Source organism: Amorphus suaedae, from assembly GCF_053629675.1.
The window spans coordinates 2,529,424-2,552,983 of the sequence record NZ_JBRJIT010000001.1 but is presented as its reverse complement, the minus strand read 5'-3'; the positions used below and the strand labels follow the sequence as shown (position 1 = coordinate 2,552,983).

At 67.3% G+C, this 23,560-nt stretch carries 20 protein-coding genes; 12 read left to right on the top strand and 8 right to left on the bottom strand.

Annotated features, from left to right (window positions below; translation table 11 throughout):
- Positions 1–6 precede the first annotated feature (6 nt).
- Positions 7–2,679, top strand: coding sequence for a malto-oligosyltrehalose synthase (gene treY, locus AB7M35_RS11425; protein WP_453959851.1), 2,673 nt, complete (start codon positions 7–9; stop codon positions 2,677–2,679).
- A 7-nt stretch (positions 2,680–2,686) separates the two neighbouring features.
- Here treY and AB7M35_RS11420 read toward each other — a convergent pair whose 3' ends face one another.
- The 5 genes from AB7M35_RS11420 to AB7M35_RS11400 all read right to left on the bottom strand — a co-directional run bounded on the left by AB7M35_RS11420 (position 2,687) and on the right by AB7M35_RS11400 (position 7,247).
- Complete coding sequence (locus AB7M35_RS11420; protein ID WP_453959849.1) at positions 2,687–3,385, bottom strand: ABC transporter ATP-binding protein; 699 nt, start codon at positions 3,383–3,385, stop codon at positions 2,687–2,689.
- Positions 3,378–4,124 (bottom strand): ABC transporter ATP-binding protein, encoded by a 747-nt coding sequence (locus tag AB7M35_RS11415; RefSeq protein ID WP_453959846.1) that lies wholly within the window; start codon positions 4,122–4,124, stop codon positions 3,378–3,380. Before AB7M35_RS11415 ends, AB7M35_RS11420 begins: the two co-directional genes overlap by 8 nt.
- A complete protein-coding gene (locus AB7M35_RS11410) occupies positions 4,117–5,118 on the bottom strand; it encodes a branched-chain amino acid ABC transporter permease (protein ID WP_453959843.1) in 1,002 nt (333 codons plus the stop codon). The genes AB7M35_RS11415 and AB7M35_RS11410 overlap by 8 nt, the downstream gene beginning before the upstream one ends.
- 10 nt (positions 5,119–5,128) lie before the next feature.
- Positions 5,129–6,001 carry a branched-chain amino acid ABC transporter permease gene (locus AB7M35_RS11405; RefSeq protein ID WP_453959840.1) on the bottom strand — a complete coding sequence of 291 codons (873 nt, stop codon included), beginning with the start codon at positions 5,999–6,001 and terminating at the stop codon, positions 5,129–5,131.
- Positions 6,002–6,086: 85 nt separating this feature from the next.
- A complete protein-coding gene (locus tag AB7M35_RS11400; RefSeq protein WP_453959837.1) occupies positions 6,087–7,247 on the bottom strand; it encodes an ABC transporter substrate-binding protein in 1,161 nt (386 codons plus the stop codon).
- A 411-nt stretch (positions 7,248–7,658) separates the two neighbouring features.
- Between AB7M35_RS11400 and AB7M35_RS11395 the strand changes: the two genes are divergently transcribed.
- The 11 genes from AB7M35_RS11395 to AB7M35_RS11345 all read left to right on the top strand — a co-directional run bounded on the left by AB7M35_RS11395 (position 7,659) and on the right by AB7M35_RS11345 (position 19,826).
- Complete coding sequence (locus AB7M35_RS11395; RefSeq protein ID WP_453959835.1) at positions 7,659–8,126, top strand: 4-hydroxylaminobenzoate lyase; 468 nt, start codon at positions 7,659–7,661, stop codon at positions 8,124–8,126.
- A gap of 134 nt (positions 8,127–8,260) precedes the next feature.
- Positions 8,261–9,802 carry a benzoate-CoA ligase family protein gene (locus AB7M35_RS11390; protein WP_453960707.1) on the top strand — a complete coding sequence of 514 codons (1,542 nt, stop codon included), beginning with the start codon at positions 8,261–8,263 and terminating at the stop codon, positions 9,800–9,802.
- A gap of 2 nt (positions 9,803–9,804) precedes the next feature.
- Complete coding sequence (locus AB7M35_RS11385; RefSeq protein WP_453959834.1) at positions 9,805–10,623, top strand: alpha/beta fold hydrolase; 819 nt, start codon at positions 9,805–9,807, stop codon at positions 10,621–10,623.
- Complete coding sequence (locus AB7M35_RS11380) at positions 10,620–12,188, top strand: 3,4-dehydroadipyl-CoA semialdehyde dehydrogenase (protein ID WP_453959833.1); 1,569 nt, start codon at positions 10,620–10,622, stop codon at positions 12,186–12,188. Before AB7M35_RS11385 ends, AB7M35_RS11380 begins: the two co-directional genes overlap by 4 nt.
- A gap of 14 nt (positions 12,189–12,202) precedes the next feature.
- Positions 12,203–12,736 (top strand): DUF309 domain-containing protein, encoded by a 534-nt coding sequence (locus AB7M35_RS11375; protein ID WP_453959832.1) that lies wholly within the window; start codon positions 12,203–12,205, stop codon positions 12,734–12,736.
- Positions 12,737–12,875: 139 nt separating this feature from the next.
- Positions 12,876–14,537 carry a 2,3-epoxybenzoyl-CoA dihydrolase gene (boxC, locus tag AB7M35_RS11370; protein WP_453959831.1) on the top strand — a complete coding sequence of 554 codons (1,662 nt, stop codon included), beginning with the start codon at positions 12,876–12,878 and terminating at the stop codon, positions 14,535–14,537.
- A 129-nt stretch (positions 14,538–14,666) separates the two neighbouring features.
- Positions 14,667–16,118, top strand: a complete 1,452-nt coding sequence (gene boxB / locus AB7M35_RS11365) for a benzoyl-CoA 2,3-epoxidase subunit BoxB (RefSeq protein WP_453959829.1) — start codon at positions 14,667–14,669, stop codon at positions 16,116–16,118.
- 88 nt (positions 16,119–16,206) lie between these two features.
- Entirely contained in the window at positions 16,207–17,430 is a 1,224-nt protein-coding gene (gene boxA / locus AB7M35_RS11360; RefSeq protein WP_453959828.1) for a benzoyl-CoA 2,3-epoxidase subunit BoxA, read from the top strand.
- Positions 17,414–17,887: an acyl-CoA thioesterase gene (locus AB7M35_RS11355; protein ID WP_453959827.1), complete on the top strand. Its 474-nt coding sequence runs from the start codon at positions 17,414–17,416 to the stop codon at positions 17,885–17,887. The genes boxA and AB7M35_RS11355 overlap by 17 nt, the downstream gene beginning before the upstream one ends.
- Before the next feature lie 111 nt (positions 17,888–17,998).
- Complete coding sequence (locus AB7M35_RS11350; RefSeq protein ID WP_453959826.1) at positions 17,999–18,982, top strand: helix-turn-helix transcriptional regulator; 984 nt, start codon at positions 17,999–18,001, stop codon at positions 18,980–18,982.
- Between the two features lie 109 nt (positions 18,983–19,091).
- A complete protein-coding gene (locus tag AB7M35_RS11345) occupies positions 19,092–19,826 on the top strand; it encodes a pYEATS domain-containing protein (RefSeq protein ID WP_453959825.1) in 735 nt (244 codons plus the stop codon).
- Between the two features lie 9 nt (positions 19,827–19,835).
- On the opposite strand, the gene AB7M35_RS11340 is transcribed toward AB7M35_RS11345, so the two are convergent.
- Genes AB7M35_RS11340 through AB7M35_RS11330 form a run of 3 tightly spaced genes read right to left on the bottom strand, consistent with a single transcriptional unit; the run spans position 19,836 to position 23,557 of the window.
- A complete protein-coding gene (locus AB7M35_RS11340; RefSeq protein ID WP_453959823.1) occupies positions 19,836–21,038 on the bottom strand; it encodes a thiolase family protein in 1,203 nt (400 codons plus the stop codon).
- A gap of 45 nt (positions 21,039–21,083) precedes the next feature.
- On the bottom strand, positions 21,084–21,797 hold the full coding sequence (locus AB7M35_RS11335) for an ABC transporter ATP-binding protein (protein ID WP_453959822.1): 714 nt from the start codon (positions 21,795–21,797) through the stop codon (positions 21,084–21,086).
- Positions 21,794–23,557 (bottom strand): branched-chain amino acid ABC transporter ATP-binding protein/permease, encoded by a 1,764-nt coding sequence (locus tag AB7M35_RS11330; protein ID WP_453959820.1) that lies wholly within the window; start codon positions 23,555–23,557, stop codon positions 21,794–21,796. Before AB7M35_RS11330 ends, AB7M35_RS11335 begins: the two co-directional genes overlap by 4 nt.
- Between the last annotated feature and the right edge of the window lie 3 nt (positions 23,558–23,560).

Here is a 23,560-nt window from a genome sequence, read left to right as displayed (position 1 = left end):
CTTCCCATGTCGACCCGTCGTGTGCCCCTCGTCGCGACCTACCGGCTGCAGATGCGCGACGGCATGACCTTCGACGCGGCGCTGTCGATCGCGCCGTACCTGAAGCGGCTCGGCATCAGCCACCTCTATCTCTCGCCGGTGTTCACCGCCGTCGACGGATCCACCCACGGCTACGACGTCACCGATTTCAACGAGATCGATCCGGCGATCGGCGGACGCGCGGGCCTGGAGCGCCTGGGCACCGCACTCGGGGCCGAGGGCCTGGGCCTGATCCTCGACATCGTGCCCAACCACATGGCGGCCTCGCTGGAAAATCCCTGGTGGCGCGACGTGGTCGAGTGGGGCGTGGAAAGCCGCTATGCCGGCCACTTTGATATCGACTGGTCGGAGCGGCTGACGCTGCCGATCCTCGGCAAGGACTTCGCCGGCATCGTCGCCGACGGCGATCTCCGCCTCGTTGCGGATCGCGAGACCGGCCAGCTCGTGCTCGCCTACTTCGACAACCTTCTGCCGCTCGCTCCCGAGACCTACCGGCTTCTCGCCGACGCGTCGGACGATCATCTGATCCGGGACATCGCCGCCCTCGGATCCTCGGCGCGGGCGGACGCGCCCGACGCGTTCCATGCCGCCATGGCCGACATGCTGAACTCGGCCGGCGACCGCGATGCGCTCGAAACCGAGCTCGCACGCCTGTCGAACGACGGGCGCTTGCTCGCGGCGCTTCACGATGCGCAGCCCTGGCATCTGATCTTCTGGCAGGATGCGCGCCGCCATCTCTCCTACCGCCGCTTCTTCGAGGTGACCGGCCTCGTCGGTGTCCGGGTGGAGGATCCGGCTGTCTTCGAGGATGCCCATCGATTGATCCTCGAACTCGTCGCCGATGGCACCGTCGACGGCCTGCGCGTTGATCACGTCGACGGTCTCGCCGATCCCACGGCCTACCTCGCGCAGTTGCGCGAAGCGGTCGGGCCCGACGTGCCGATCCACGTCGAGAAGATCCTCGAGGGCCACGAATCCCTGCCACAGGCCTGGCCGATCGAGGGAACGACGGGCTACGAGTTCATCACCGCGATCGGTGGCCTGATGACCGATGAGACGCGGCTTGGCGAGCTTGACGAGGCCTACCGCCACTGCCTCGGCGAGCCGACCGACCTGGCGGCGGAGCGGCGCGATGCGAAACTCCGCATGGCGACCCATAATTTTGCCGGCGAACTTTCCGGCCTCGTCGCCTCACTCGTGAGCTTGGCCGCGACCCCATCCGGCGGAAAGACCGTGTCGGCGGAGGACCTGCAGGCGGCATTGACCGAGGTGATCGTCGCGTTCCCCGTCTACCGCACTTATGCGGACTCGGACGGTATTGCGGCCCGAGACCGGGAGCTGGTGGAGTCGGTGCTGGCCCAGGCCATCGCCGATGCGCCGGCGCTCAATCCGGCGGCGGTCGCGATCGTGCGGTCGGCACTTACCGGGGACGTCGATCCGGCGCTGGCGGAGCGCGCGGCGCGCTTCCGCATCCGGTTCCAGCAGCTGACCGGCCCGGTGATGGCGAAGGCCATCGAAGACACGCTGTTCTACCGCTTCAACCGCCTGATCGCGATCAACGAGGTCGGCGGCGATCCCGACGACATCGCGCTCGATCCGGCGGCGTTCCACGCCGCCATGGCACGCCGTGTCGCCGAGCAGCCGAGTGGCCTCCTGGCCACCGCGACGCACGATACCAAGCGCGGCGAGGACGCCCGCGCGCGGCTCTACGCCATCAGCGAGGCGCCGGAAACCTGGTCTGCCGCGGTCGCCTGGTGGCGGGAGCTGAACATGGGTCGCGTCGACATGCGCACCGGCCATCCCGTGCCGGGTCCGGCGACCCAATGGCTGCTGTTCCAGTCGCTTGCCGGCGTCTGGCCGGCCAATCTCGGACCCGACGATCCCGATGGCCTGGCCGAGCTTCGCGACCGCTTCCAGGGCTATGTGGAGAAGGCGCTGCGCGAGGCGAAGCGGCGCACCAGCTGGATCGACATCGACGCGGACTACGAAGCGGGTGTCCGGGCCTACGCCGAAGCGCTGTTCGAGGCAGAGAACGGCGAGTTCCTCGACGATTTCCTGCGGATGCTGGTCCCCTTCATCCGCGCGGGCAGCCTGACGAGCTGGGCCCAGACGGTGATCAAGATGGCTGCCCCCGGCGTGCCGGACATTTACCAGGGCTCGGAGGACATCGATCTGTCCCTGGTCGATCCCGACAACCGGCGACCAATCAATTTCGATCACCTCGCGCGCCAGCTCGAGGCGGCGTTGCCGGCCTGGCCGGGCGTGGGCTTCCCCGTGCTCGGTCTCGTCAAGCAACGGATCATCCAGGCAGGGCTGGCGCTGCGCGCACGTCAGCCGGATGCGGTGACGACCGGATCCTACGTGGCGCTGGACGCCGCCGGGCCCGCCGCCCGCCATGTGGTTGGCTTCGCGCGGGCAGAGGGCCGGGTCGTCGCCGTGGTGCCGCGGCTTGCCTATGCGCTGATCGAGGGTGGAGAAGACCCCCGGTCGGCCGAGGTCTGGGGCGACACGACGGTCAGCCTGCCCGCAACGGCCGCGGGCTACCGCGACGTGCTCACCGGCGCCGAAATCGCCGGCGGAACCGTCCGCATCGCCGACCTGTTCGCCGACTGGCCGTTCGCGCTGCTCGAGGCGCGATAGCGGCCGGTCAGACGCCCAGCCATTTCTGCTGGGTCTCCGCATCGTGACGGATGTCGCCCGACGATCCGCGCCAGACGGCCTTGCCGCGCCCGACGATGACGACTTCGTCGGCAAGGCTCGTGGCGAACCCGAAGTTCTGCTCCACCAGCATCATCGTCAGGCCCGCGTCCTTCAGGGCCGCGAGCTTGTCGTGGATCTGCCGGACGATGATGGGCGCGAGCCCCTCGGTGGGCTCGTCGAGGATCAGCAGGCGGGGGTTCATCAGCAGCGCCCGGCCGATCGCCAGCATCTGCTGCTCGCCGCCGGACAGCTGGTTGCCGCCATTGCCGAGCCGCTCGCCCAGCCGCGGGAAGAAGTCGATCACCCGGTCCAGTGTCCATTCCGCACCGTCGGGCGCGTTGCGGGCGGCGAGCATCAGGTTCTCGCGCACCGTGAGTGACGGGAAGATGTCACGCGTCTCGGGGACGTAGGCGACGCCCTGCCGGGCGATCTCATAGGACTTGGCGCGGGCGATCGAGGCGCCTTCGAAGCGGATATCGCCGCTGGTGACGGGCAACAGGCCCATCACCGCCTTGAGCGTCGTCGTCTTGCCGGCGCCGTTGCGCCCCAGGATGGCCAGCATGCGGCCGGCATGGGCTTCCAGGCTCAGCCCGTGGATGACGCGGGTCTCGCCGTAACCGGTTTCGAGGTTGGTGACCTCAAGCATGAGCGTCCCACTCCCCGAGATAGATTTCACGCACCATCGGGCTCGCGCGCGTTTCCTCCGGCGTTCCCTCGAAGACGACCTCGCCGTAGTTGAGGACGGTGATCCGGTCGGCGACGTCGAAGGCCAGGTCCATGTCGTGCTCGATGATGAGGACGGTGAGGTCGCGCGGCAGCGTGTGCAGAAGCCGGTGAAAGGCCTGGATCATGCCGGGGCCGACCCCGGACGTCGGCTCGTCCATCAAGAGCACGCTCGGCCGCGTCGACAGCGCGATCCCCACCTCGAGCTGCCGTCGCACGCCATAGGAGACGGCATCCACCGGCATGTCGAGGACCTCGGTCAGTCCAACGGAATCGGCGGCAGCGCGCACATCCTCGACGATCTCCGGATCCCGCAGCGTGTCGCGCATGATCCAGCCGGCAGCGCCGCGGGCGGTCGCCACGGCAAGCGCGAGGTTCTCGCGCACGGTCAGCGAGCCGAACAGGTTGTTCTTCTGGTAGCTGCGGGCGAGCCCCATCCGGGCGCGGGCGGCGATCGACAGGCCGGTGATGTCGCGACCGTTCATGACGATCTCGCCGGAACTTGGCTTCAGCTCGCCGGCCAGCAGGTTGAACAGCGTGGTCTTGCCGGCGCCGTTGGGCCCGAGGACGACCCGCCGTTCGCCCTTTTCCAGCTTGAACGAGACATCCTTGGTGACCACCAGGGATCCGAAGGACTTGTTGAGTGCGCGCGCCTCAAGCATGGGTCTCGCTCTCCTGTCCGATGGCCGGTGCGGCAGGCGGCGGTGTTTTCGTCCGCCGCCGCCGGACCATGTACTCGATCTGGCCGTACAGGCCGCGGCCGCCTGCGACGATGGTGAGGATCAGCACCGCACCGGCCACGATGTGCCAGTAGGGGGTGGCCGAGGATATCTCGTGCTTCAGGAAGACCCAGACGACGGCGCCGACGACGGGCCCGACCAGGGTGCCGATGCCGCCGAAGATCACCACCATCAGCACCGTGCCGGAGACCATCCAGGCCATCAGCTCCGGCGAGACGAACATGGTCTGCTGGGCAGCGATCGCGCCGCCCAGGCCGGCCAATGCGCCGGAGATGGCGAATGCCGTGGCCTTGTAGCGCCACACGGTCAGTCCGACGGCGCGCATCCGCGCCTCGTTGACGTGGATGCCGACGAGGGTGCGACCGAAGCCGGAGCGCAGCACGAGCGCGGCGATCACGTAGACGAGCGCCGCCGCCGCGATGGCGAACAGGGCGAACTGGAGCGAGTCGTTGAAATCCAGCCCGAGTGCCGAGGCGTCCATGCGCGGCACGCCGGACAGGCCGTCGTCGCCGCCCAGTGCCTTGTTCTCGAAGGCCAGCACGTAGGCCATCTGGCCGAAGGCGAGCGTCGCCATGATGAAGAAGATGCCGTGGGTGCGCGACGTCACCGCCCCGACCAGGAACGAGAAAACGCCGGAGACCACCACCGCTGCGCCAAGCGCGACGAACGGGTTCACCTCGAACAGCACCGTCAGCGCGGCGTAGGTGTAGGCGCCGACACCGAAGATGGCGCCGTGGCAGAGCGAGATCATGCCGCCGTAGCCGGCGACCATGTCCAGGCTGATGGCGAGGATGGCCAGGGTCGCCGCCTCGACCACGAGTTCCTTGCCGAAGTAGCCGGTGGTCAGCGTGTAGACGATGGCGGCGGCGAAGATGGCGACGATGACAAGGGTCTTCAGAAGGGTCTGTCGGAACATCTGCGCTGCCTCAGGCCCGTGCGGGGAACAGGCCGGTCGGTCGGAAGACCAGGACCACCGCAAGAAGGATATAGATGAGCAGCGACGCGATCCCGGGGATCAGCACGGTGCCGAACGTCTGCGCGAAGCCGACCAGGAACGAGCCGGCGACCGCGCCCCGCAGGCTGCCCATTCCGCCGACCACGACGACGATGAGCGTTGAGATGAGGATCTCGGTGCCCATGTCCGGATGGGCGGAAAAGACCGGTGCGGCCACCGCCCCCGCCAGCCCGGCCAGCGCGCAGCCCGCGCAGAAGACGAGGAAGAAGATCCGTTCGACGTTGACGCCGAGGCAGGCGGCCATCTGGTCGTTGTCGACGCCGGCGCGGATCATCGCGCCGAGCTGGGTGCGCGACAGCACGATGGCGAGCGCGCCCATGACGATGGCACCGAGCGCGATGATGAACAGCCGGTAGGTGGGATAGACCACGCCGAACAGCTCCGAGCGCCCGGTGAACAGGGTCGGCTCGGCCGTCCCCAGCGCGATGTCGCCCCAGGTCAGGCGGAAGATGTCGACGAACACGAAGATCAGGCCCAGCGTGACCAGAACCTGGTTCATCGGCCCGGCGCGCCGCATGCGCTTCATCAGGCCGAGATAGAGAAGGATGCCGGTCAGCGCGACGACGATGGGCGCGGCGGCGAAGCCGGCCCAGTACGATCCGGTCATCGTGGCGCCGGTGATGCCGATGTAGGCGCCGAGCGCATAGAGCGCGCCGTGGGCGAGGTTGATGAAGTGCAGCAGGCCGAAGATGACCGTCAGCCCGACCGACAACAGAAACAGGAGCATCGACAGCTGAAGTCCGTTCAGCGTCTGAACCGCCCAATACGACCAGTCGATGCTCATCAGCCCGTCCCGTCCAACAGGGGAAATGAAAAGGCCGGGCGGATCGGTTCTCGAAACGCCCGGCCCGGAAGGTTACGTCCGCAGCCTACAGCTTGCAGCCGTTCACCGGATCCTGAACGTTCGCGACGGTGTCGAGAAGCTTCTGGGTGAGCTTTCCGTCCGTGCCGTCGACGGTGTCGTAGACGTAGACGTTCTGGATGATGTTGTTGGTCTCCGGGTCGATCTTCACCGGGCCACGCGGGCTGGTGTAGCTGACGGTCGGCAGCGCCTTGGCGATGGCTTCCTTGTCGGTCGCGCCCGACTTGATGGCCTCGACCAGCGAGCGGCCGGCGTCGTAACCCTGCACGGTGTACTCCGACGGCAGGCGGCCGTACTTCTTCTCAACCGCTTCGACGAACTTCTTGTTCTCGGGCGTGTCCAGGGTCGGGATGTAGTGGAGCGAACCGATGACGCCGACGGCGGCCGGTCCCTCGGCATCAACGTACAGCGGCGAGGTCACGAAGCCCGAGCCGTGCAGCGTCGCGGTCTTGTTGAGGCCGAACGCGTCGTACTGCTTGACGAAGTTGATCGCCTCGCCACCGGCGTAGAACACGTAGACCGCGTCCGGGTTGGTCGCCTGGGCCGCGCTCAGGAACGGTCCGAAGTCCTGGGTGGTCCGGAACGGGGTGTATTCCTGGCCGACGATCTCGCCACCGGCCGCCTTGAAGGCGTCGGCGAAGGCGGTGATCTGCTGATGACCCGCGGCATAGTCCGGGGCGAGCGTGTAGACCTTGCGAACGCCCTGGTCGTACATCCACTGGCCCATCGGCCGGTTGACCTGGCTGTTGGAGAACGACACGCGGACGATGTAGGGGCTGCAGTCCTCGCCGGTGGCTTCGTCGTTGCCGGCGTTGGAGACGATCAGCGGGGTCTTGCTCTGGTCGACGAAGTCGCGGATCGCGCCGAGAACGCCGGAGGAGACCGGGCCCATCAGCACGTCGACCTTGTCCTCGAGCACCATCTTGCGGGTCTTCGACAGGCCCACCGGCGGCTTCACCTCGGTGTCCTCGCGGACGACGGTGATGTCGCCGTCCATACCGGCTTCCTCGATCGCCAGCATGAAGCCTTCGTCGATGTCCTTGCCGAGTGCGGCGTAGACGCCGCTGTAGGGCAGCAGGAAGCCGACCTTGACCTCTTTCGCCGACGCCGGAACGGCGGCGAAAGCGAAGGACGCGCACACGAGTGCGCCAGTCACTGTTTTGAACATTCTTGTCCCTCCCAAAACCGACACGCGGAATTGGCCCAGCCACGGTGGGCCGGTGTCGGTCGTTTCCTCGTACCCGAAAGCCAGGTCGTTCCCATCGGGACGCGCCTGCTCGAAAGCCGTACGGTGATCGCCCCTGTTGTTGGTTTTTGGGACGCTTCGACCGAACGGGACCACCCTATCCGAGCGACTTTTGCGGCGCAAGCAATATAATGCACATTCTGGAGTCCGTCTGACTGCCTGCGCTAACGGATTGGAGCCGTAAAGCAAATCCGCTTCTTGGCGGCGGGGCGGGATATAATGCTACCTCGCGGGTTGCAGTTCGTGGGAGGCGTATGCATAATAATGCAGAAACGCGAAACGCTCCAAAGGCCGCCCGGACGTGCGGCGGGGGCGGCAAACCGGGAGGACGCCATGAGCGAACAGGCATTTCGGGATCTCGTCTCGAAGATCGCAACCCGGATGGGCGACCGGCCGCTGGACGACGGCCTGGCCACCTTTCTCAACGCCACCTTTCCCAAGGACGGCGACGACTTCGCCCGGCTGCGCGCGCTGTGCGCGGAGGGTGAGGCCGACGGCTGGCTGCTGCAGCGCGAGCACGGCGGCATCAAGTTCTGCCGTCCGGTCAAGCCCGGCGGCGAGGCCGGCCGCTTCAGCGTGGACGTCGTGCGGATGAACGACATCCGCGGCCCGCATCACGTTCACACCACCGGCGAGATCGGTGCGATCATGCCGATCGAAGGCGATGCGAAGTTCGATGGGATGGCCGAGGGCTGGTACGTCTACCCGCCCGGCAGCGACCATCATCCGACCGTCTCCGACGGCGATGCCTACGTGCTGTATTTCCTGCCCGAGGGGCAGATCGAGTTCACCGGCCGCTGAGGCGCCAGACCCCCGGGGACGGCTCGAACCGCCCCCGATGGAGCCGCGATCTGCGGTTCCAGACCGGACCGCGCCGAGCCGAGCGGGGCCGCAGAACCGATAAGACCATCGTGGAGGATACGCCCGTGCAGGCAATGAGCGGCAACGCCGCGCCCTATTTCGTGGACCGCCACGTCGAGCGGGGGATCGGCGACAAGACCGCGTTCGTCGAGAGCGGCGGCAAGGGCCGGTCCATCACCTACTCCGGCCTCGCCGACGCGACGGACCGGATGGTTGGCCTCTATCGTCGTCATGGCATCCGGCGCGAGGACCGCGCGGTGATGATCGTGCTCGACACGGTCGAGTTCCCGGTCATCTTCTGGGGCAGCCTGAAGGCCGGCGTGATCCCGATCCCCGTCAATACGCTGCTCTCGGCCGACTTGTTCCTCGCGATCCTGCGCGATGCGCGCGCCAAGGCACTGTTCGTCTCCGCCGAACTCCTGGACACCGTCGCGCCCATCCTCGACCAGGCCCATGACCTCGCCTCGGTGTTCGTCATCGGCGGCGACGCCGGCCCGCACCTCGACTTCGCGGCCGAACTTGCGGAAAGCGAACCGGGTCCCACGGTCGACGCTTCGCCCGACGAGTGCGCCTTCTGGCTCTATTCCTCCGGCTCGACGGGCCTGCCCAAGGGCGTCCGCCACGTTCACTCGAGCCTCAAGGCGACGGCCGACACCTACGCCGCCCAGGTTCTGAAGATCGCCGAGAGCGATACGGTCTATTCCGCGGCGAAGCTGTTCTTCGCCTACGGGCTGGGCAACGGCATGACCTTCCCGATGTCGGTTGGCGCGACCGCCGCGCTGCTGGCCGGCCGTCCCACCCCCGACAGCGTGTTCGGCGTGCTCGAAGGGGTCCGCCCGACCGTGTTCTGCGGCGTGCCGACCCTTTACGCCGCGATGCTGGCGTCGATGTCCGACTCCCGGCCCGCCGGCTGCGAGAAGCTGCGCATCTGCGTGTCGGCCGGCGAGGCGCTGCCGGAGGAAGTCGGCAGCCGCTGGAAGGCGCGCACGGGCGTCGACATTCTCGACGGCGTCGGCTCCACCGAGATGCTGCACATCTTCCTGTCCAACGCCGAGGGCGACATCTGCTACGGCACCTCGGGCCGCGCGGTTCCGGGCTTCGAACTCCGCCTCGTCGACGAGGCCGGACGCGACGTCGAGGTCGGCGGGATCGGTGAGCTGCTCGTCCACGGGCCGTCCGCGGCGGAAGGCTACTGGAACCAGCGCGACAAGACCCGCTCGACATTCGAGGGCTACTGGACGCGCACCGGCGACAAGTACGAGCGCCGCGCCGACGGCCGCCTCGTCTACTGCGGCCGCACCGACGACATGTTCAAGGTGAGCGGCATCTGGGTGTCGCCGTTCGAGATCGAGCAGGCGCTGGTCTCGCACCCGGACGTCCTGGAGGCGGCCGTTGTGCCGGCCGACGACGAGACCGGGCTGGAGAAGCCGCGGGCCTTCGTGGTGCTGAAGCAGGGGGTTGTCGGCGACGACATGGCGACCGTGCTCCGCGAGCACGTCAAGGAGCGCGTCGGCAAGTGGAAGTATCCGCGCTGGATCGACTTCGTCGACGAGCTTCCGAAGACCGCGACCGGCAAGATCCAGCGCTTCAAGCTGCGCCAGCAAGTGGGAGGGTGACCATGATCTGGACCGTTGATCAGCCCATCCGCCTCGACATCGAGGGCGTCGGGCTCGAGGCCCGCTGTTTCGGGCCGTCGCCCGCCGAAAGTCCGACCATCGTGCTGCTGCACGAGGGGCTCGGCTGCGTCGCCCTGTTCCGCGACTTTCCCGAGAAGCTCGCCAAGGCGACTGGCCACGGAGTCTTCGTCTATTCGCGCCAGGGGTACGGCCAGTCCGATCCCGTCGCGCTGCCGCGGCCCCTCGACTACATGGCCCGCGAGGCCGTCGACGTGCTGCCGAAGGTGCTGGACGCGATCGGCTTCCGGTCCGGCGTCCTGCTCGGCCATTCCGACGGCGCCTCCATCGCCGCGCTCTATCCGGGCAACGTGCAGGATCACCGCATCCGTGGCCTGATCCTGATCGCGCCGCACTTCTTCACCGAGCCGGAGGGTCTCGCCTCGATCGCCAGGGCGAAGGAGGCCTTCGACAGCGGGGACCTGCGCGCCCGGCTCGCCAAGTACCATGCCGACGTTGACGGTGCGTTCCGCGGCTGGAACGACGCCTGGCTCGACCCGGCCTTCCAGACCTGGAACATCGCCTACGCCATCGACTACATCCGTGTTCCCGTGCTCGCCATCCAGGGCGCCGCCGACCAGTACGGCACGCTCGCCCAGATCGAGGCGCTGGAGGAGGGGCTCTATTCGCCGCTCGACCGGGTGATCGTGGAAGGGGCCGGCCACGCGCCGTTCCTGGAAAAGCCCGAACAGACGCTCGCCGAAATCACCGAATACATTGCCCGGCTCGATCGCATCGAGGCCGCGCGCGTGGAGGTCGTATGAAACTTGAAAGTTACGTCGCCGGCGGCTGGGTCGCGGGCACCGGCGAGGGCCGGCCCTTCATCGATCCGACCACCGGCGAGGAACTCGGTCTGGTCGATGCCACCGGCGTCGACGGCAAGGCGGCGCTCGCGTACGCCCGCGACACGGGCGGCCCGGCGCTTGCCGCCCTGTCGTTCGCCGAGCGTGGCGCGCTCCTGAAGGCGGTTGCCGACGTTCTGACCGCCAACCGTGAGGCCTATGGCGAGATCGCCCGCAGGAATTCCGGGAACACGGCGCGCGACGCGGCCATCGACATCGACGGCGGCATCGGAACCCTGAAATTCTATGCCCGGCTCGCCCAGTCGCTGGGCGATGCGAAGACGCTGATCGAGCCCGGCCAGGACATGCTTGCCCGGGGCGGCAACTTCGCGTCCCGCCACATCTGGACGACCCGGCCCGGCGCGGCGCTGCAGATCAACGCCTACAACTTCCCGTCCTGGGGCATGTGGGAAAAGGTGGCGGTTGCGCTTATGACGGGCGTGCCGAGCGTCGCCAAGCCGGCGTCCGCCACGGCCTGGCTCTCGTACCAGATGGTCGCCGACGTGATCGCCGCGAAGGTGCTGCCGGACGGCGCCCTGTCGCTGGTCTGCGGCGGCGGCAAGGACCTCGTCCAGGCGCTGACGCCGATGGATTCGCTGGCCTTCACGGGCTCGGCCGATACCGGTGCGATGCTGCGCGGCGATCCGGCGGTCCTGGCCGCCGCGCCGCGCGTCAACATCGAGGCCGACAGCATCAACGCCACCATTCTCGGCCCCGACGCCGCGCCCGGCACCGCAGTGTTCGATCTTGCGGTGCGCGAGGTGGTGTCAGCCCTCAGCGTGAAGGCCGGCCAGCTCTGCACCAACATCCGCCGCGTGCTGGTGCCGGCTGACCACGCCGACGCCTTCGCCGAGGCCGTCTCCGCCAAGGTCGCGGGCTTTGCCGTCGGCAACCCGGCCGACGAGACGGTCCGGGTGGGGCCGCTGGTTGATCTCGGCCAGCGCAAGACCGCGCTCGAAGGCATCGCGCGCCTCACGCAGGAAGCGACCGTCGTCTGCGGCGGCGGCATCCCGAAGGAGGTCGTCGGTGCCGATGCCGAGGCCGGCGCCTTCCTCGCGCCGACGCTGCTTGCCTGTGCCGATCCGGCCGGCGCGCGCGCTGTGCACGAGATCGAGGTCTTCGGCCCGTGTGCGACAGTCATGCCGTACGCCAGCCTCGACGACGCCATCGCGCTCGCGGCCCGGGGCGGAGGATCGCTGGCTCTCAGCCTGTTCTCCAACGATGCCGATGCCAAGCGCGCCGCGGTGCTCGGCGTGGCGCCGTTCCACGGCCGTGTGATGGTGGTCGACGAGGAGGTCGGGCGCGATCACACCGGCCACGCCATCGTCATGCCCATGTGCGTCCACGGTGGACCCGGGCGGGCCGGCGGGGGCGAGGAGCTCGGCGGGCTGCGCGGCCTGCGCATGCACATGCAGCGCACCGCCGTGCAGGGCGCGCCGGCCATGCTGGACGCGCTTGCCGGCGCCGCCGCCGAGGCCGCGCTGTGAGCGGGGCGGCGGCCATGCCCGACGTCGAGGCCTGGCCGCTGCCGGACGAACCCTACGTGCCGAGCCTGACGCCGCGGCCCGAGAGCGGCCCGGTCTTCGCCATCTCCGCGGCGGCACCTGAGACGACCGATCCCGATCTGTGGTTCCAGCACGAGGCATGGTTGTCCGGCTTTCGCCTCTATCGTCACGGCTACTTCTGGGAAACCCATGAGGTCTGGGAGCCGGTGTGGATCGGCGCCCGCCCCAACAGCGCGGAGCGCGCGATGGTGCAGGGCCTGATTCAGGTGGCGAACGCCTGCCTCAAGCTGCGGATGGGCCGGGATCGTGCCGCGATGCGGCTCGTGGTGATCGCTTCAAGCTGCCTCGACGAGGCGGCCATCGGCGGCGACTCCCACGTCATGGGCCTCGACCTCGACGCGGCGCGGAGTTCGACCGCGGAGTTCCTCGCAACGCTTGCTGCGGCGCCCGGCATCGGTTCGATCGAAGCGCGGCCACCGTACCAGCGCATGATCGACTATCACGGCGGTAATATGCAATATAATGCATGATTCCGTTGTGAATCTCGCTTGAGAGGGCAGGGTCAGGGCGAAATAGCCCGGATTTTTGCGTCTCCAAGCGCCACTTTAGAATTGAACCGATTCCGAGCGTGCACTATATTGCTCAAAACAGACCCTCAGGGAGGCCTGCGTGACCAAGCGCATCGATTTCCAGACCGACCCGTCCAAGTACCGCCACTGGCGGGTGTCCTGCGAAGGTGAGGTCGCCCATCTCACGATGGACGTCGATCCGTCCGGCGGCCTCTTCGACGGCTACGAGCTGAAGCTCAATTCCTACGACCTCGGCGTCGACATCGAACTGGCGGATGCCGTTCAGCGGCTGCGCTTCGAGCATCCCGAGGTGAAGGTCGTGGTGATGCAGTCCGGCAAGGACCGCGTCTTCTGCGCCGGCGCCAACATCCGCATGCTCGCCAGCGCCGCTCACGCCCACAAGGTGAACTTCTGCAAGTTCACCAACGAGACCCGCAACACCTTCGAGGCGGCGGGCGCGGAATCCGGCCAGTACTACATCTGCGCCATCAAGGGCGCCTGCGCCGGCGGCGGCTACGAGCTGGCGCTCGCCTGCGACCACATCATTCTCGCCGACGACGGCAACTCCAACGTCGCGCTGCCCGAGGTCCCGCTCCTGGCCGTGCTGCCGGGCACCGGCGGCCTCACCCGCGTCACCGACAAGCGCAAGGTCCGTCGCGATCTCGCCGACGTGTTCTGCGCGATGGAAGAGGGCGTTCGCGGCAAGAAGGCGCTCGACTGGCGCCTTGTCGACGACTCCGTGCCGAACTCCAAGTACGACGAGACCATCGCGACGCGCGTTTCGGAATACGCCGCGAAGTCGTCGCGTCCGTCCGACGCCAAGGGCATCGAGCTGACGCCGATCAGCCGCACCTTCAACGACGATGGCGGCGTCACCTATTCGACCGTGGAACTGGAAGTCGACTGCGAGAAGCGGATCGCCTACCTCACCGTCAACGGCCCGACCGATCCGGCGCCGTCCAGCGTCGAGCAGCTCCATGACGAGGGGGCGGCCACGTGGATGCTGCGCGCGGCGCGCGAGCTCGACGATGCCATTCTCCACATCCGCCTGAACGAGCTGGAACTCGGCGTGTTGGTGTTCCGCAGCCAGGGCGACCCGGAAAAGGTCGCCGCCCACGAGGGCTTCCTCTTCGAAAATCGCTCCGACTGGCTCGCGAACGAAATCCTGCTCTACTGGAAGCGCATCCTGAAGCGGGTCGACATGACCTCGCGGTCGCTGGTGGCGCTGGTCGAGCCGGGGTCCTGCTTCACCGGCGTGCTCGCGGAGCTGCTGTTCGCGGTGGACCGGTCCTACATGGCCGAGGGCGATTTCGAGGGCGACAACCGTCACGTCGCGTCGATCACGCTCACCAAGGCGAACTTCGGGCCGTTCCCGATGGCCAACGATCTGACCCGGCTGCAGACGCGCTTCCTCGGCGAACCCGAGCGGGTCGATGCCGCGCACGAGCGGGTCGGCGAGAGCCTGGAAGCGTTCGACGCCAACGAGCTCGGCCTGGTGACCTTCGCCTTCGACGACATCGACTGGGAGGACGAGGTCCGCATCTTCCTGGAAGAGCGCGCGAGCTTCTCGCCGGACGCGTTGACCGGGATGGAGGCGAACCTCCGCTTCCCGGGTCCGGAGACCATGGAAACCCGCATCTTCGGTCGCCTCACCGCCTGGCAGAACTGGATCTTCCAGCGCCCCAACGCGGTTGGCGAGGACGGCGCGCTGCGGCGCTACGGCACCGGCGTCCGCGGAAATTACGACCTGCGCCGCGTCTAGCGTTCCAGCGCCGGTGCGCCGGCGGGATCCAGTCACGGTGTTCGTGAAACGTTGGCCGGCGCGCGATCCGGCGGGGCGATCGATCGTCCCCGCGGCCCGCGCCGGCAAGACCATCTCAGGGAGAGAAACATGCTCGATCTCATCAACGTCGCCTACGACACCCAGATCCCGAACAATGTCGGCCTGTCCTCCGACAAGCGGGTGCTGAAGGCGCTCGAGCGCTGGCATCCGGGCTACATCAACTGGTGGAACGACCTGATCCCGCAGAACTTCCAGGAGTCGCTGGTCTATCTGCGCACGGCGATCAGCGTCGACCCGAAGGGCTGGGCGAAATTCGACTACGTGAAGATGCCGGAATACCGCTGGGGCATCCTGCTCGCGCCCGAGGTCGAGGACCGCACCATCCCCTGCGGTGAGCATGCCGGTCAGCCGGCCTGGCAGGAAGTGCCGGGCGAATACCGCAACATGCTGAAGCGCCTGATCGTCATTCAGGGCGACACCGAGCCGGCGTCCGTCGAGCAGCAGCGCTATCTCGGCATGACTGCTCCGTCGCTCTACGACATGCGCAACCTCTTCCAGGTCAACGTCGAGGAAGGCCGTCACCTGTGGGCGATGGTCTACCTGCTGCACAAGTATTTCGGCGCCGACGGTCGCGAGGAAGCCGACGACCTGCTGCGCCGTCAGTCAGGGTCGGAGGAAAGCCCGCGCATGCTGGGCGCGTTCAACGAGGCGACGCCGGACTGGCTCTCCTTCTTCATGTTCACCTACTTCACCGACCGTGACGGCAAGATGCAGCTGGAGAGCCTGGCCCAGTCCGGCTTCGACCCGCTGTCGCGCACCTGCCGCTTCATGCTGACCGAGGAAGCCCACCACATGTTCGTGGGCGAGACCGGCGTCGGCCGCACCATCCAGCGCACCTGCGAGGCAATGCGCGAGGCCGGCATCGAGGATCCGTACGACATCCAGGCGGTGCGCAATCTCGGCGTCATCGACCTGCCGACGATTCAGAAGAAGCTGAACCTGCACTACACCCTGTCGCTGGACCTGTTCGGCGCCGAGGAGTCCACCAACGCCGCCAATGCCTTCAACGCGGGCATCAAGGGGCGCTATCACGAGGTCAAGCTCGAGGACGACCACCGCCTCCACGACGACACCTACCCGGTCGTGCGCTTCGAGGAGGGCAAGGTCTTCACCGTCGACGTGCCGGCGCTGTCGGCGATCAACATGCGCCTGCGCGACGACTACGTGAAGGACGCCTCGGGTGGCGTCGGCCGCTGGAACACGATGATCTCGAAGACCGGCGTCAACTTCCAGATGACGCTCCCCCACCAGGGCTTCCACCGGCAGATCGGCGTGTTCGCCGGCCAGCCGATCACGCCCGAGGGCGAGACCATCTCGCGCGAGGAGTGGGATCGCCGGCGCGACGAGTGGCTGCCGACCACCGCCGATGGCGACTTCATCAAGTCGCTGATGGTGCCGGTCACCGAGCCCGGCAAGTATGCCGGCTGGATCGCCCCGCCGCGCGTCGGCATCGACAACAAGCCGGGCGACTTCGAGTACGTCCAGCTCCACATGGCCTGATCGCCGTCCGGGCACGTAAGGTGAGTGCGGGGGGAGCGTTTCCCCCCGCCGCCGTTCGTGCCGGAGACTGACCTGGAGGCCGAGACCCATGAACAAGCCGCTTGCCGACACCGCCTCGCTGCAGAAGCCGCTGAAGCAGCACGTCATCGATCCGGAGACGTGCATCCGCTGCTACACCTGCGAGGAGTGCTGCCCGATCGACGCGATCACCCACGACGACAACAACGTCGTGGTCGACGCCTCCATCTGCGACTACTGCATGGCCTGCATCTCGCCCTGCCCGACGGGGGCGATCGACAACTGGCGGGTGGTGCTCGAGCCCTACAGCCTCGACGACCAGTTTTCCTGGGACGAGCTGCCCGAGCAGCAGGAGCTCGAGGCCGGCGACACCGGTTCGACCGCGGTCGAGGCCCTCGACGACGAGATGGAGCGCCTGCTCAACGAGGCGCACGCGGGGGCGGGCGGCAAGTCCAAGCCGCCGGCATCGGCCTCCAAGCCCAGCGTCAACCTGTTCAATCTCGGTCATCCGACCACGGCCACCGTGCAGGGCAACTTCCGCCTCACCAGCGAGACCGCGGACAGCGACGTCCGCCACATCATCCTCGATTTCGGCGACGTGTCGTTTCCGGTGCTGGAAGGCCAGTCCATCGGCATCCTGCCACCCGGCACCGACGCCGACGGCAAGCCCTATCTGCCGCGCCTCTATTCCATCTCCAGCCCACGCGACGGCGAGCGGCCGCAGACAAACAACCTCTCGCTGACCGTCAAGCGCGAGGAGATGGGCGTCTGCTCCAACTACGTCTGCGACCTGAAGAAGGGCGACAAGGTCCAGGTCACCGGCCCGTTCGGCGCGACCTTCCTGATGCCGAACGATCCGCAGGCGAACGTCATCATGATCTGCACCGGCACGGGATCGGCCCCGTTCCGCGCCTTCACCATGCGCCGCCAGCGCACCTCGCCCGATGCGGATGGCCGCATGGTGCTGTTCTTCGGCGCGCGCACCGCCGACGCGCTGCCCTATTTCGGGCCGCTGAAGAAGGTGCCCGACAAGGTGCTGCAGAAGGAGCTCTGCTTCTCGCGCTCCCCTGACGGACCCAAGGAGTACGTGCAGGACCGGCTCCGCACCGAGCACGCCCGCGTTCTCCAGCTCCTCAAGTCCGACCGCACCCACATCTACGTGTGCGGCCTGAAGGGCATGGAAGAGGGCGTCGACGCGGCGCTCGGCGAGATCGCGAAGGAGGGGGCGTTCGACTGGCCGACCCTGCGCACCCAGATGCGCGAAGAGGGCCGCTACCATGTTGAGACCTACTGACCCGCAGGTCGCATCGGACGCTGCGTCCGGGTTCGTGCATCCGATCACCGTTCGCTGGGCCGACTGCGACCCGGCCTTCATCGCCTACACCGGCCGCATTCCGAACTTCGCGCTGGAGGCGATCGATGCGTGGTGGGCGGCGGTCGTCGGCTACGACTGGTTCCGCCTCAACGCCGACCGTGGCTATTCCACGCCGTTCGTCCACATGTCGATGGACTTTCTCGCTCCGGTCACGCCGCGGCACGTGCTGGAATGCGCGGTCCGACCCCTCCGGCTCGGCGACACCTCGATCCGGTTCGAGGTGGTGGGATTCCAGGACGGCACGCGCTGCTTCGCCGGCGAGTTCGTCTGCGTGTTCGTCACCACCGCGAGCTTTTCCAGGACCCCGCCGATTGCCGAAATCCGCGCGGTGATCGAGGCGCACCTGCCCGAGGGAGCGGCTTCCGACGCAACGTGATGCGCACCTCCGCGCCGCCTTGTAAAGCCGCGTGCTACCTGCAAAAATCGGTGTGTGGCGCTGCGACGCTGCTTGAGGCGATATGAAATATAATGCATAATCGTCGCCAAGATGAGCTCATCAAGCGCTAGCGAAATCGTCACCTTCAGCGGCCGGGTCTCGAGTGCGGAAAGCGCCGCGCTCGATGACGGAACCGCGTTCCTGGAAATGGTCGGCGAGCGCGTGCGCAACGGCCGCGCCCGGCGCGGCATGTCGCGCAAGGCGCTGTCGGAAGCGTCCGACGTCTCCCAGCGCTACCTGGCCCAGCTGGAAAGCGGCTCGGGCAACATCTCCATCGCGCTGCTGCGCCGCATCGCCGAGGCGCTCGACTTCCGCATCGAGTGGCTGGTCGGCGAGGACGATCCGTTCGTCTCCGACATCCCCGCCATGGCGGCGCTCTACCGCACCGCCACCCGCGAGCAGCGCCGGCGGGTGCTGGAGGTTCTCGATCCCGAACACCCGGACCTGCGCCGCGCCTCGCGCATCGCGCTGATCGGCCTGCGCGGCGCCGGCAAGTCGACCATCGGCCGCCTCACCGCCGGCGCCGTCGGCATGCCGTTCCTGGAGCTCAACGAGGAAATCGAGCAGGCGAGCGGGATGCCGGTCAACGACGTGATCGCGCTCTACGGGCAGGAGGGCTACCGCCGCCTGGAGCAGCAGTCGGTCGAGCGCGTCGCGGCCACCCACGACGCCATCGTGCTGGCGGTGGCCGGCGGCATCGTGTCGGAGCCCGACACCTTCACCTACCTGCTGCGCCACTTCCACACGATCTGGCTGAAGGCGCAGCCCGAGGAGCACATGACCCGCGTGCGCGCCCAGGGCGACGAGCGGCCGATGGCCGGCAGCCCGGCGGCGATGGACGAGCTGCGCAGCATCCTCACCAGCCGCGAGGCGCTCTATGCGCGCGCAGAGGCGGTGGTCGACACCTCCGGCAAGACCATCGAGGAAAGCCTCGCCGACGTTCTGGAGACCATCAAGACCCACGGCCTGCTCGATGGCGGCGGTGGCGACGGCACGCGCTACGTGTCCCTGTGGGACCGGGTCGAGGCGGACTGACGCGCGCTTACATGTTCATAAACTTAATGCCTCAGTCCCGTTTGAATGCTATCTAAAGTAGAGTTCGATTGGGATTTGACCACACGTTTCAGATCGCTTGAGGGCGTTCATGCGATCTCGTTCTGATAATTTATTTCTTCAGATCCGGCGTCGTCTGCACGTCGTCGCTGCTGCTGCGGTATTTTTGGGCATCGTATTAATTCTCTTTTCTTACAATTGGGGAGAGGAGGTTTTCATTCCGGATGTTGCAACTGTTTTGGTGAGCCTTGGTTTTGCAATTGCCGTCGTCGCAGAGCTCTCTCGCTACTTCAAATCTGTCAAAATCGCAGGTGTTGAGATCGAGATGATCTCGTTTTTGCAGGACCAGATTGCTGATTTGACTACAAAAACAGCGGAAGCGCGCTTCGCTGAGGTGCAGAAAAGCTCAGCCGTTCAACATGAGGGGGAGAGGCCGGCTCCTGCACTCGGAAAGCCGCCAGCGCTCTCTGTCAATATTAAGAACCCGGACGATCCGCACCAAGGCCGTTTTGGTGGGCGGTCGGAAGTGGATGGATTTAGCTTAGAAGCGCTTATAAATGTTGTTGGTGACGGGCTGGCTGAGATTAAAATAAAAGTAAAAGGACCGAAAGATAGGATTGGGGTTGGGGGTGTGGCTGAAATATATCTTCATCCGACTTTTCGTCGTGATAGAGTAGTTGTATTGTTTGAGGATAATAGAGCGGACTATTCGTTTTTTGCGTGGGGTGGATTTACAGTCGGAGTCTGGTTGCCCAGGCAAGAGATAGAGCTTGAGCTTGATCTGGCGAGAAATCCAGATGCGCCACATTTTATTCGGATGCTCTAAGACAGAGACTTACCGGTCGCCGACGCGGATCACCACGGCGGTGGAGCTGTCGCCCGCGGCGCAGCCTTGGAACAGGCCGTAGCCGCCGCCCTTGATCACCAGTTCCTCGATCAGTTCGATGATAGCGCGCAGCCCGGTCGGACCCTGGGGATGGCCCCAGATCAGCGACGAGCCGAAGTTGTTCATCGCCCGCCAGTCGATCCCGAAGGCGCGCGCGAAGGCGATGTCGTTCACCGCGAACGGGTTGTGCGACTTCATGGCCGTCATGTCGTCGATGGTGCGGCCGGCCCGCTCCAGCGCGAGCTTGGAGGCGGGAATGGGGGCCGCCGGCATGTGCGCCTTCTCCACCCGCGCCAGGCCGAAAGAAACGAGTTCGATCTCGATCGCCGGATCGCGCGACAGCTCCGCCGCCCGTCCGCTCGCGTCGACGACGATGGCGCCGGCGACGCCGTCGGCCGGATGGGTCTGACCGCCGTAGGTGACGGTCCCGCCCGGCATCACCGGCTTCAGCCGGGCCAGGCCCTCGGGCGTCGAGCGCACAATGCCGCTGTCGCCGGTCATCGTCGCCTGCACCTTGCGGAAGCGGGCGTCAGGCACCTCGAACGGCAGCGTCATGAACCGCTTCAGGAACGCCGCGTCGTCGGCCAGCGCGTCGTCGTACTGGGCGAGGCGGTGCAGCACGAGCTCGTGCTGTTCGTCGGTGGTGATGCCCTCGCGCGCGGCGACGTTGTCGGCCGTCGTCACCATGGCGCACTTCGCCCAGGGATCGTTGGAGAAGCTGTCCAGCACCCAATTCTCCGACTCGCCCGTCCCGCCCGGGGCATGGGGGGCGGGATAATAGAGATGGGCCCCGTTGGAACAACGGTCGCCGGAGACGACGAGGCAGGTCGAGGCCGCGCCGATTGCGATCTCGCCGGCCGCCGTCGCAAACAGCCGCGCGCCCGTCGCGCACGCTTGGTTGATGGTCGGGCCTGTCAACGAGTCGGCACCGATCATGCCGGCGAACCAGGGCACGCCGTAGAAGCTCGACTTCTGCGGCACGGTCAGCCCGTAGGCGGCGTAGTCGAACACGTCCGGGGCGATGTCGCGCTCGGCGAGCGCCGCCTTGGTCACGTGGGCCGCGAACTCGATCGCATGGAGATGGGCAAGCTCGCCGCCCCAGCGGGCGAACGGGGTTGCGAAATAGCCACCATAGGGGATGAAGGCCTGCATGGGGCGGGGTCCTCTCGGGATGTCACCCGGTGGCGCGGCGCGTGGTCAGCCGGCGCCGCCGAGATAGATTTCGGAGACTTTGGGGTTCGCGGCGATCTCGCGGGCCGGGCCGGAAAGCGTGATGGTGCCGAGCTCCATCACGTAGGCCGTGTCGGCGACGGCCAGCGCCGCGCGCGCGTTCTGCTCCACCAGCAGGATCGACACCCCGGTGTCGCGCAGCCGGCTGACCGTCTGCAGGATGTCGCGCACGATCAGCGGCGCCAGTCCGAGGCTCGGCTCGTCGAGCATCAGCAGGCGCGGGTGGGCCATCAGCGCGCGCCCCATGGCCAGCATCTGCCGCTCGCCGCCCGACAGCGTGCCCGCCTCCTGGCGGCGCCGCTCCTTCAGGCGGGGGAACAGGGTGAACACCTCCTCCAGCCGCGCCGGGATCTCCGCCCGGCCGCGCCGGAAGGCGCCGAGCTCGAGGTTTTCGCCGACGCTCATGGTGGAGAACAGGTCGCGCTGCTCGGGTACAAGGGTGATCCCCAGACCGACCCGCTCCTCCGCGGCGACGTAGCCGAGGTCGTCGCCGTCGAAGACGACGCGTCCAGTGGAGGGGAGCAGCCCCATGATTGCGGCGAGCAGCGTCGTCTTGCCGGCCCCGTTGGCACCGATCACCGTGGCGATGGTGCCCGGCTCGACCGACAGGGACACGCCCTGGACCGCCTCCACCTGGCCGTAGGCGACGCGTAGGTCGGTGACGTCGAGAAGCGCGCTCACAGGTCCGCTCCCAGATAGGCTTCGATGACGGCGGGGTTCTGGCGCACCTCGGCCGGCGGTCCCTCGGCGATCTTCGATCCGAAGTCGAGAACGACGATGTGGTTGGTCAGCCGCATCACGAAGTCCATGTCGTGCTCGACCAGCAGCACGCTCATGCCGTCGTCGCGCAGGTCCTCGATCAGCTTCGCCAGTGCCTGCTTCTCGTTGTGGCGCAGGCCGGCGGCCGGCTCGTCGAGCAGCAGCAACACCGGATCGAGGCAGAGCGCCCGGGCGATCTCCGCCAGCCGCTGTTCGCCCAGCGACAGGGCGCCGGCCTTGATGTGCATGCGGTCTTTGAGCCCGACGCGGGCGAGCTGCCGCGCGGCCTCGGCGAAGATCCGCCGTTCCTCCGAGCGGTCGAGAGCGAGCATCCCGGTGAAGAAGCCGGAGCGCGAGCGCAGGTGCGTGCCGATCGCCACGTTGTCGAGCACCGTCATCGTCTGCGACAGCTTCACGTGCTGGAAGGTGCGGGCGATGCGCCGCTTGGCGATGCGCGCGGGGGCAAGCCCGGTGATGGTCTTGGAGCGGAACACGATCTCGCCGGCGGTCAGCTTCGTCACTCCGGTGACGAGGTTGAACGTCGTGCTCTTGCCGGCGCCGTTGGGGCCGATCAGGCCGACGATCTCGCCCGGCCGGACGCGGAACGACACGTCGTTGACGGCGACCAGCCCGCCGAAGGTCTTGCGCGCGTCGCGCACCTCCAGCAGCGGGTCCTCCCTTTGGCTCTCGTCGCGGGGGAGGGGCGGCGCGTCGGCGATCGCGCGGGGACTGCCCTTCGGGAAAAGCCCGGCGATCAGCGGCCAGAAACCGGTGCGCGCGCCCTGCAGCAGGGCCACCAGCAGGATGCCGAAGACGATACCCTCGTAGTTGCCGCCCTGGCCGAAGATGAGCGGCAGCCAGTCCTGGAGCAGGTCCTTCAGGATGGTCACGATGCCGGCGCCCAGCACCGCGCCGTAGACGTAGCCGGCCCCGCCGACGACAGCCATCAGGAGATATTCGATGCCGACGTTCAGCCCGAACGCGCCGGGCGTCACGGCGCGCTGGAAGTGGGCGTAGAGCCACCCCGCCATGCCGGCCAGGACGGCGGCGTAGACGAACACGGCCAGCTTTGCCGTCCAGATGTTGATGCCGACCGATTCCGCGGCGGCGGCGCCGCTCCGCAGCGCGCGGATGGCGCGGCCGACGCGGGAATCGAGGAGGTTGAGCGTCAGGCCGATCGCCGCCAGCACCATCACCCAGACCACCGGATAGAAGGCGCGGCCGGAGAGCAGCTCGGTGCCGAAGAAATTCAGCGGCGGAACGCCCTGAACGCCGTCATAGGCGCCGATGATCTTCAGGTTGCCGAACAGGTAATAGAAGCTGATTCCCCAGGCGATGGTGCCCAGCGGCAGGAAATGGCCCGACAGCCGGACGGTGACCAGGCCGATGATCAGCGCGGCGAACGCCGTCACCGCGACCGAGGCGAACAGCGCCATCCAGGGCGACCAGCCGTAGCTGGTGGTGAGCAGCGCCGTGGCGTAGGCGCCGAAGCCGACGAACGCGGCCTGGCCGAAGGAGGTCATGCCGCCGACGCCGGTCAGAAGCACGAGGCCGAGCGACACCAGGCTCGCCACGCCGACGAAGTCGAGCAGCGTCACCCAGTAGTCGGGCACGCCCGGCACCAGCGGTATCGACAGCATCACGACGGCGAAGACGGCAAAGCCGATCCATTTGCGCGACATGGG

Coding starts and splice junctions, on each gene's coding strand:
- AB7M35_RS11355 (WP_453959827.1), top strand. CDS start 17,414: ATGTTGAGACCTACTGACCCGCAGGTCGCATCGGACGCTGCGTCCGGG.
- AB7M35_RS11380 (WP_453959833.1), top strand. CDS start 10,620: ATGAAACTTGAAAGTTACGTCGCCGGCGGCTGGGTCGCGGGCACCGGC.
- AB7M35_RS11340 (WP_453959823.1), bottom strand. CDS start 21,038: ATGCAGGCCTTCATCCCCTATGGTGGCTATTTCGCAACCCCGTTCGCC.
- AB7M35_RS11350 (WP_453959826.1), top strand. CDS start 17,999: ATGAGCTCATCAAGCGCTAGCGAAATCGTCACCTTCAGCGGCCGGGTC.
- AB7M35_RS11375 (WP_453959832.1), top strand. CDS start 12,203: ATGCCCGACGTCGAGGCCTGGCCGCTGCCGGACGAACCCTACGTGCCG.
- AB7M35_RS11420 (WP_453959849.1), bottom strand. CDS start 3,385: ATGCTTGAGGTCACCAACCTCGAAACCGGTTACGGCGAGACCCGCGTC.
- AB7M35_RS11330 (WP_453959820.1), bottom strand. CDS start 23,557: ATGTCGCGCAAATGGATCGGCTTTGCCGTCTTCGCCGTCGTGATGCTG.
- AB7M35_RS11415 (WP_453959846.1), bottom strand. CDS start 4,124: ATGCTTGAGGCGCGCGCACTCAACAAGTCCTTCGGATCCCTGGTGGTC.
- boxA (WP_453959828.1), top strand. CDS start 16,207: ATGAACAAGCCGCTTGCCGACACCGCCTCGCTGCAGAAGCCGCTGAAG.
- AB7M35_RS11345 (WP_453959825.1), top strand. CDS start 19,092: ATGCGATCTCGTTCTGATAATTTATTTCTTCAGATCCGGCGTCGTCTG.
- AB7M35_RS11405 (WP_453959840.1), bottom strand. CDS start 6,001: ATGAGCATCGACTGGTCGTATTGGGCGGTTCAGACGCTGAACGGACTT.
- AB7M35_RS11400 (WP_453959837.1), bottom strand. CDS start 7,247: ATGTTCAAAACAGTGACTGGCGCACTCGTGTGCGCGTCCTTCGCTTTC.
- boxB (WP_453959829.1), top strand. CDS start 14,667: ATGCTCGATCTCATCAACGTCGCCTACGACACCCAGATCCCGAACAAT.
- AB7M35_RS11395 (WP_453959835.1), top strand. CDS start 7,659: ATGAGCGAACAGGCATTTCGGGATCTCGTCTCGAAGATCGCAACCCGG.
- AB7M35_RS11410 (WP_453959843.1), bottom strand. CDS start 5,118: ATGTTCCGACAGACCCTTCTGAAGACCCTTGTCATCGTCGCCATCTTC.
- AB7M35_RS11385 (WP_453959834.1), top strand. CDS start 9,805: ATGATCTGGACCGTTGATCAGCCCATCCGCCTCGACATCGAGGGCGTC.
- treY (WP_453959851.1), top strand. CDS start 7: ATGTCGACCCGTCGTGTGCCCCTCGTCGCGACCTACCGGCTGCAGATG.
- AB7M35_RS11390 (WP_453960707.1), top strand. CDS start 8,261: ATGAGCGGCAACGCCGCGCCCTATTTCGTGGACCGCCACGTCGAGCGG.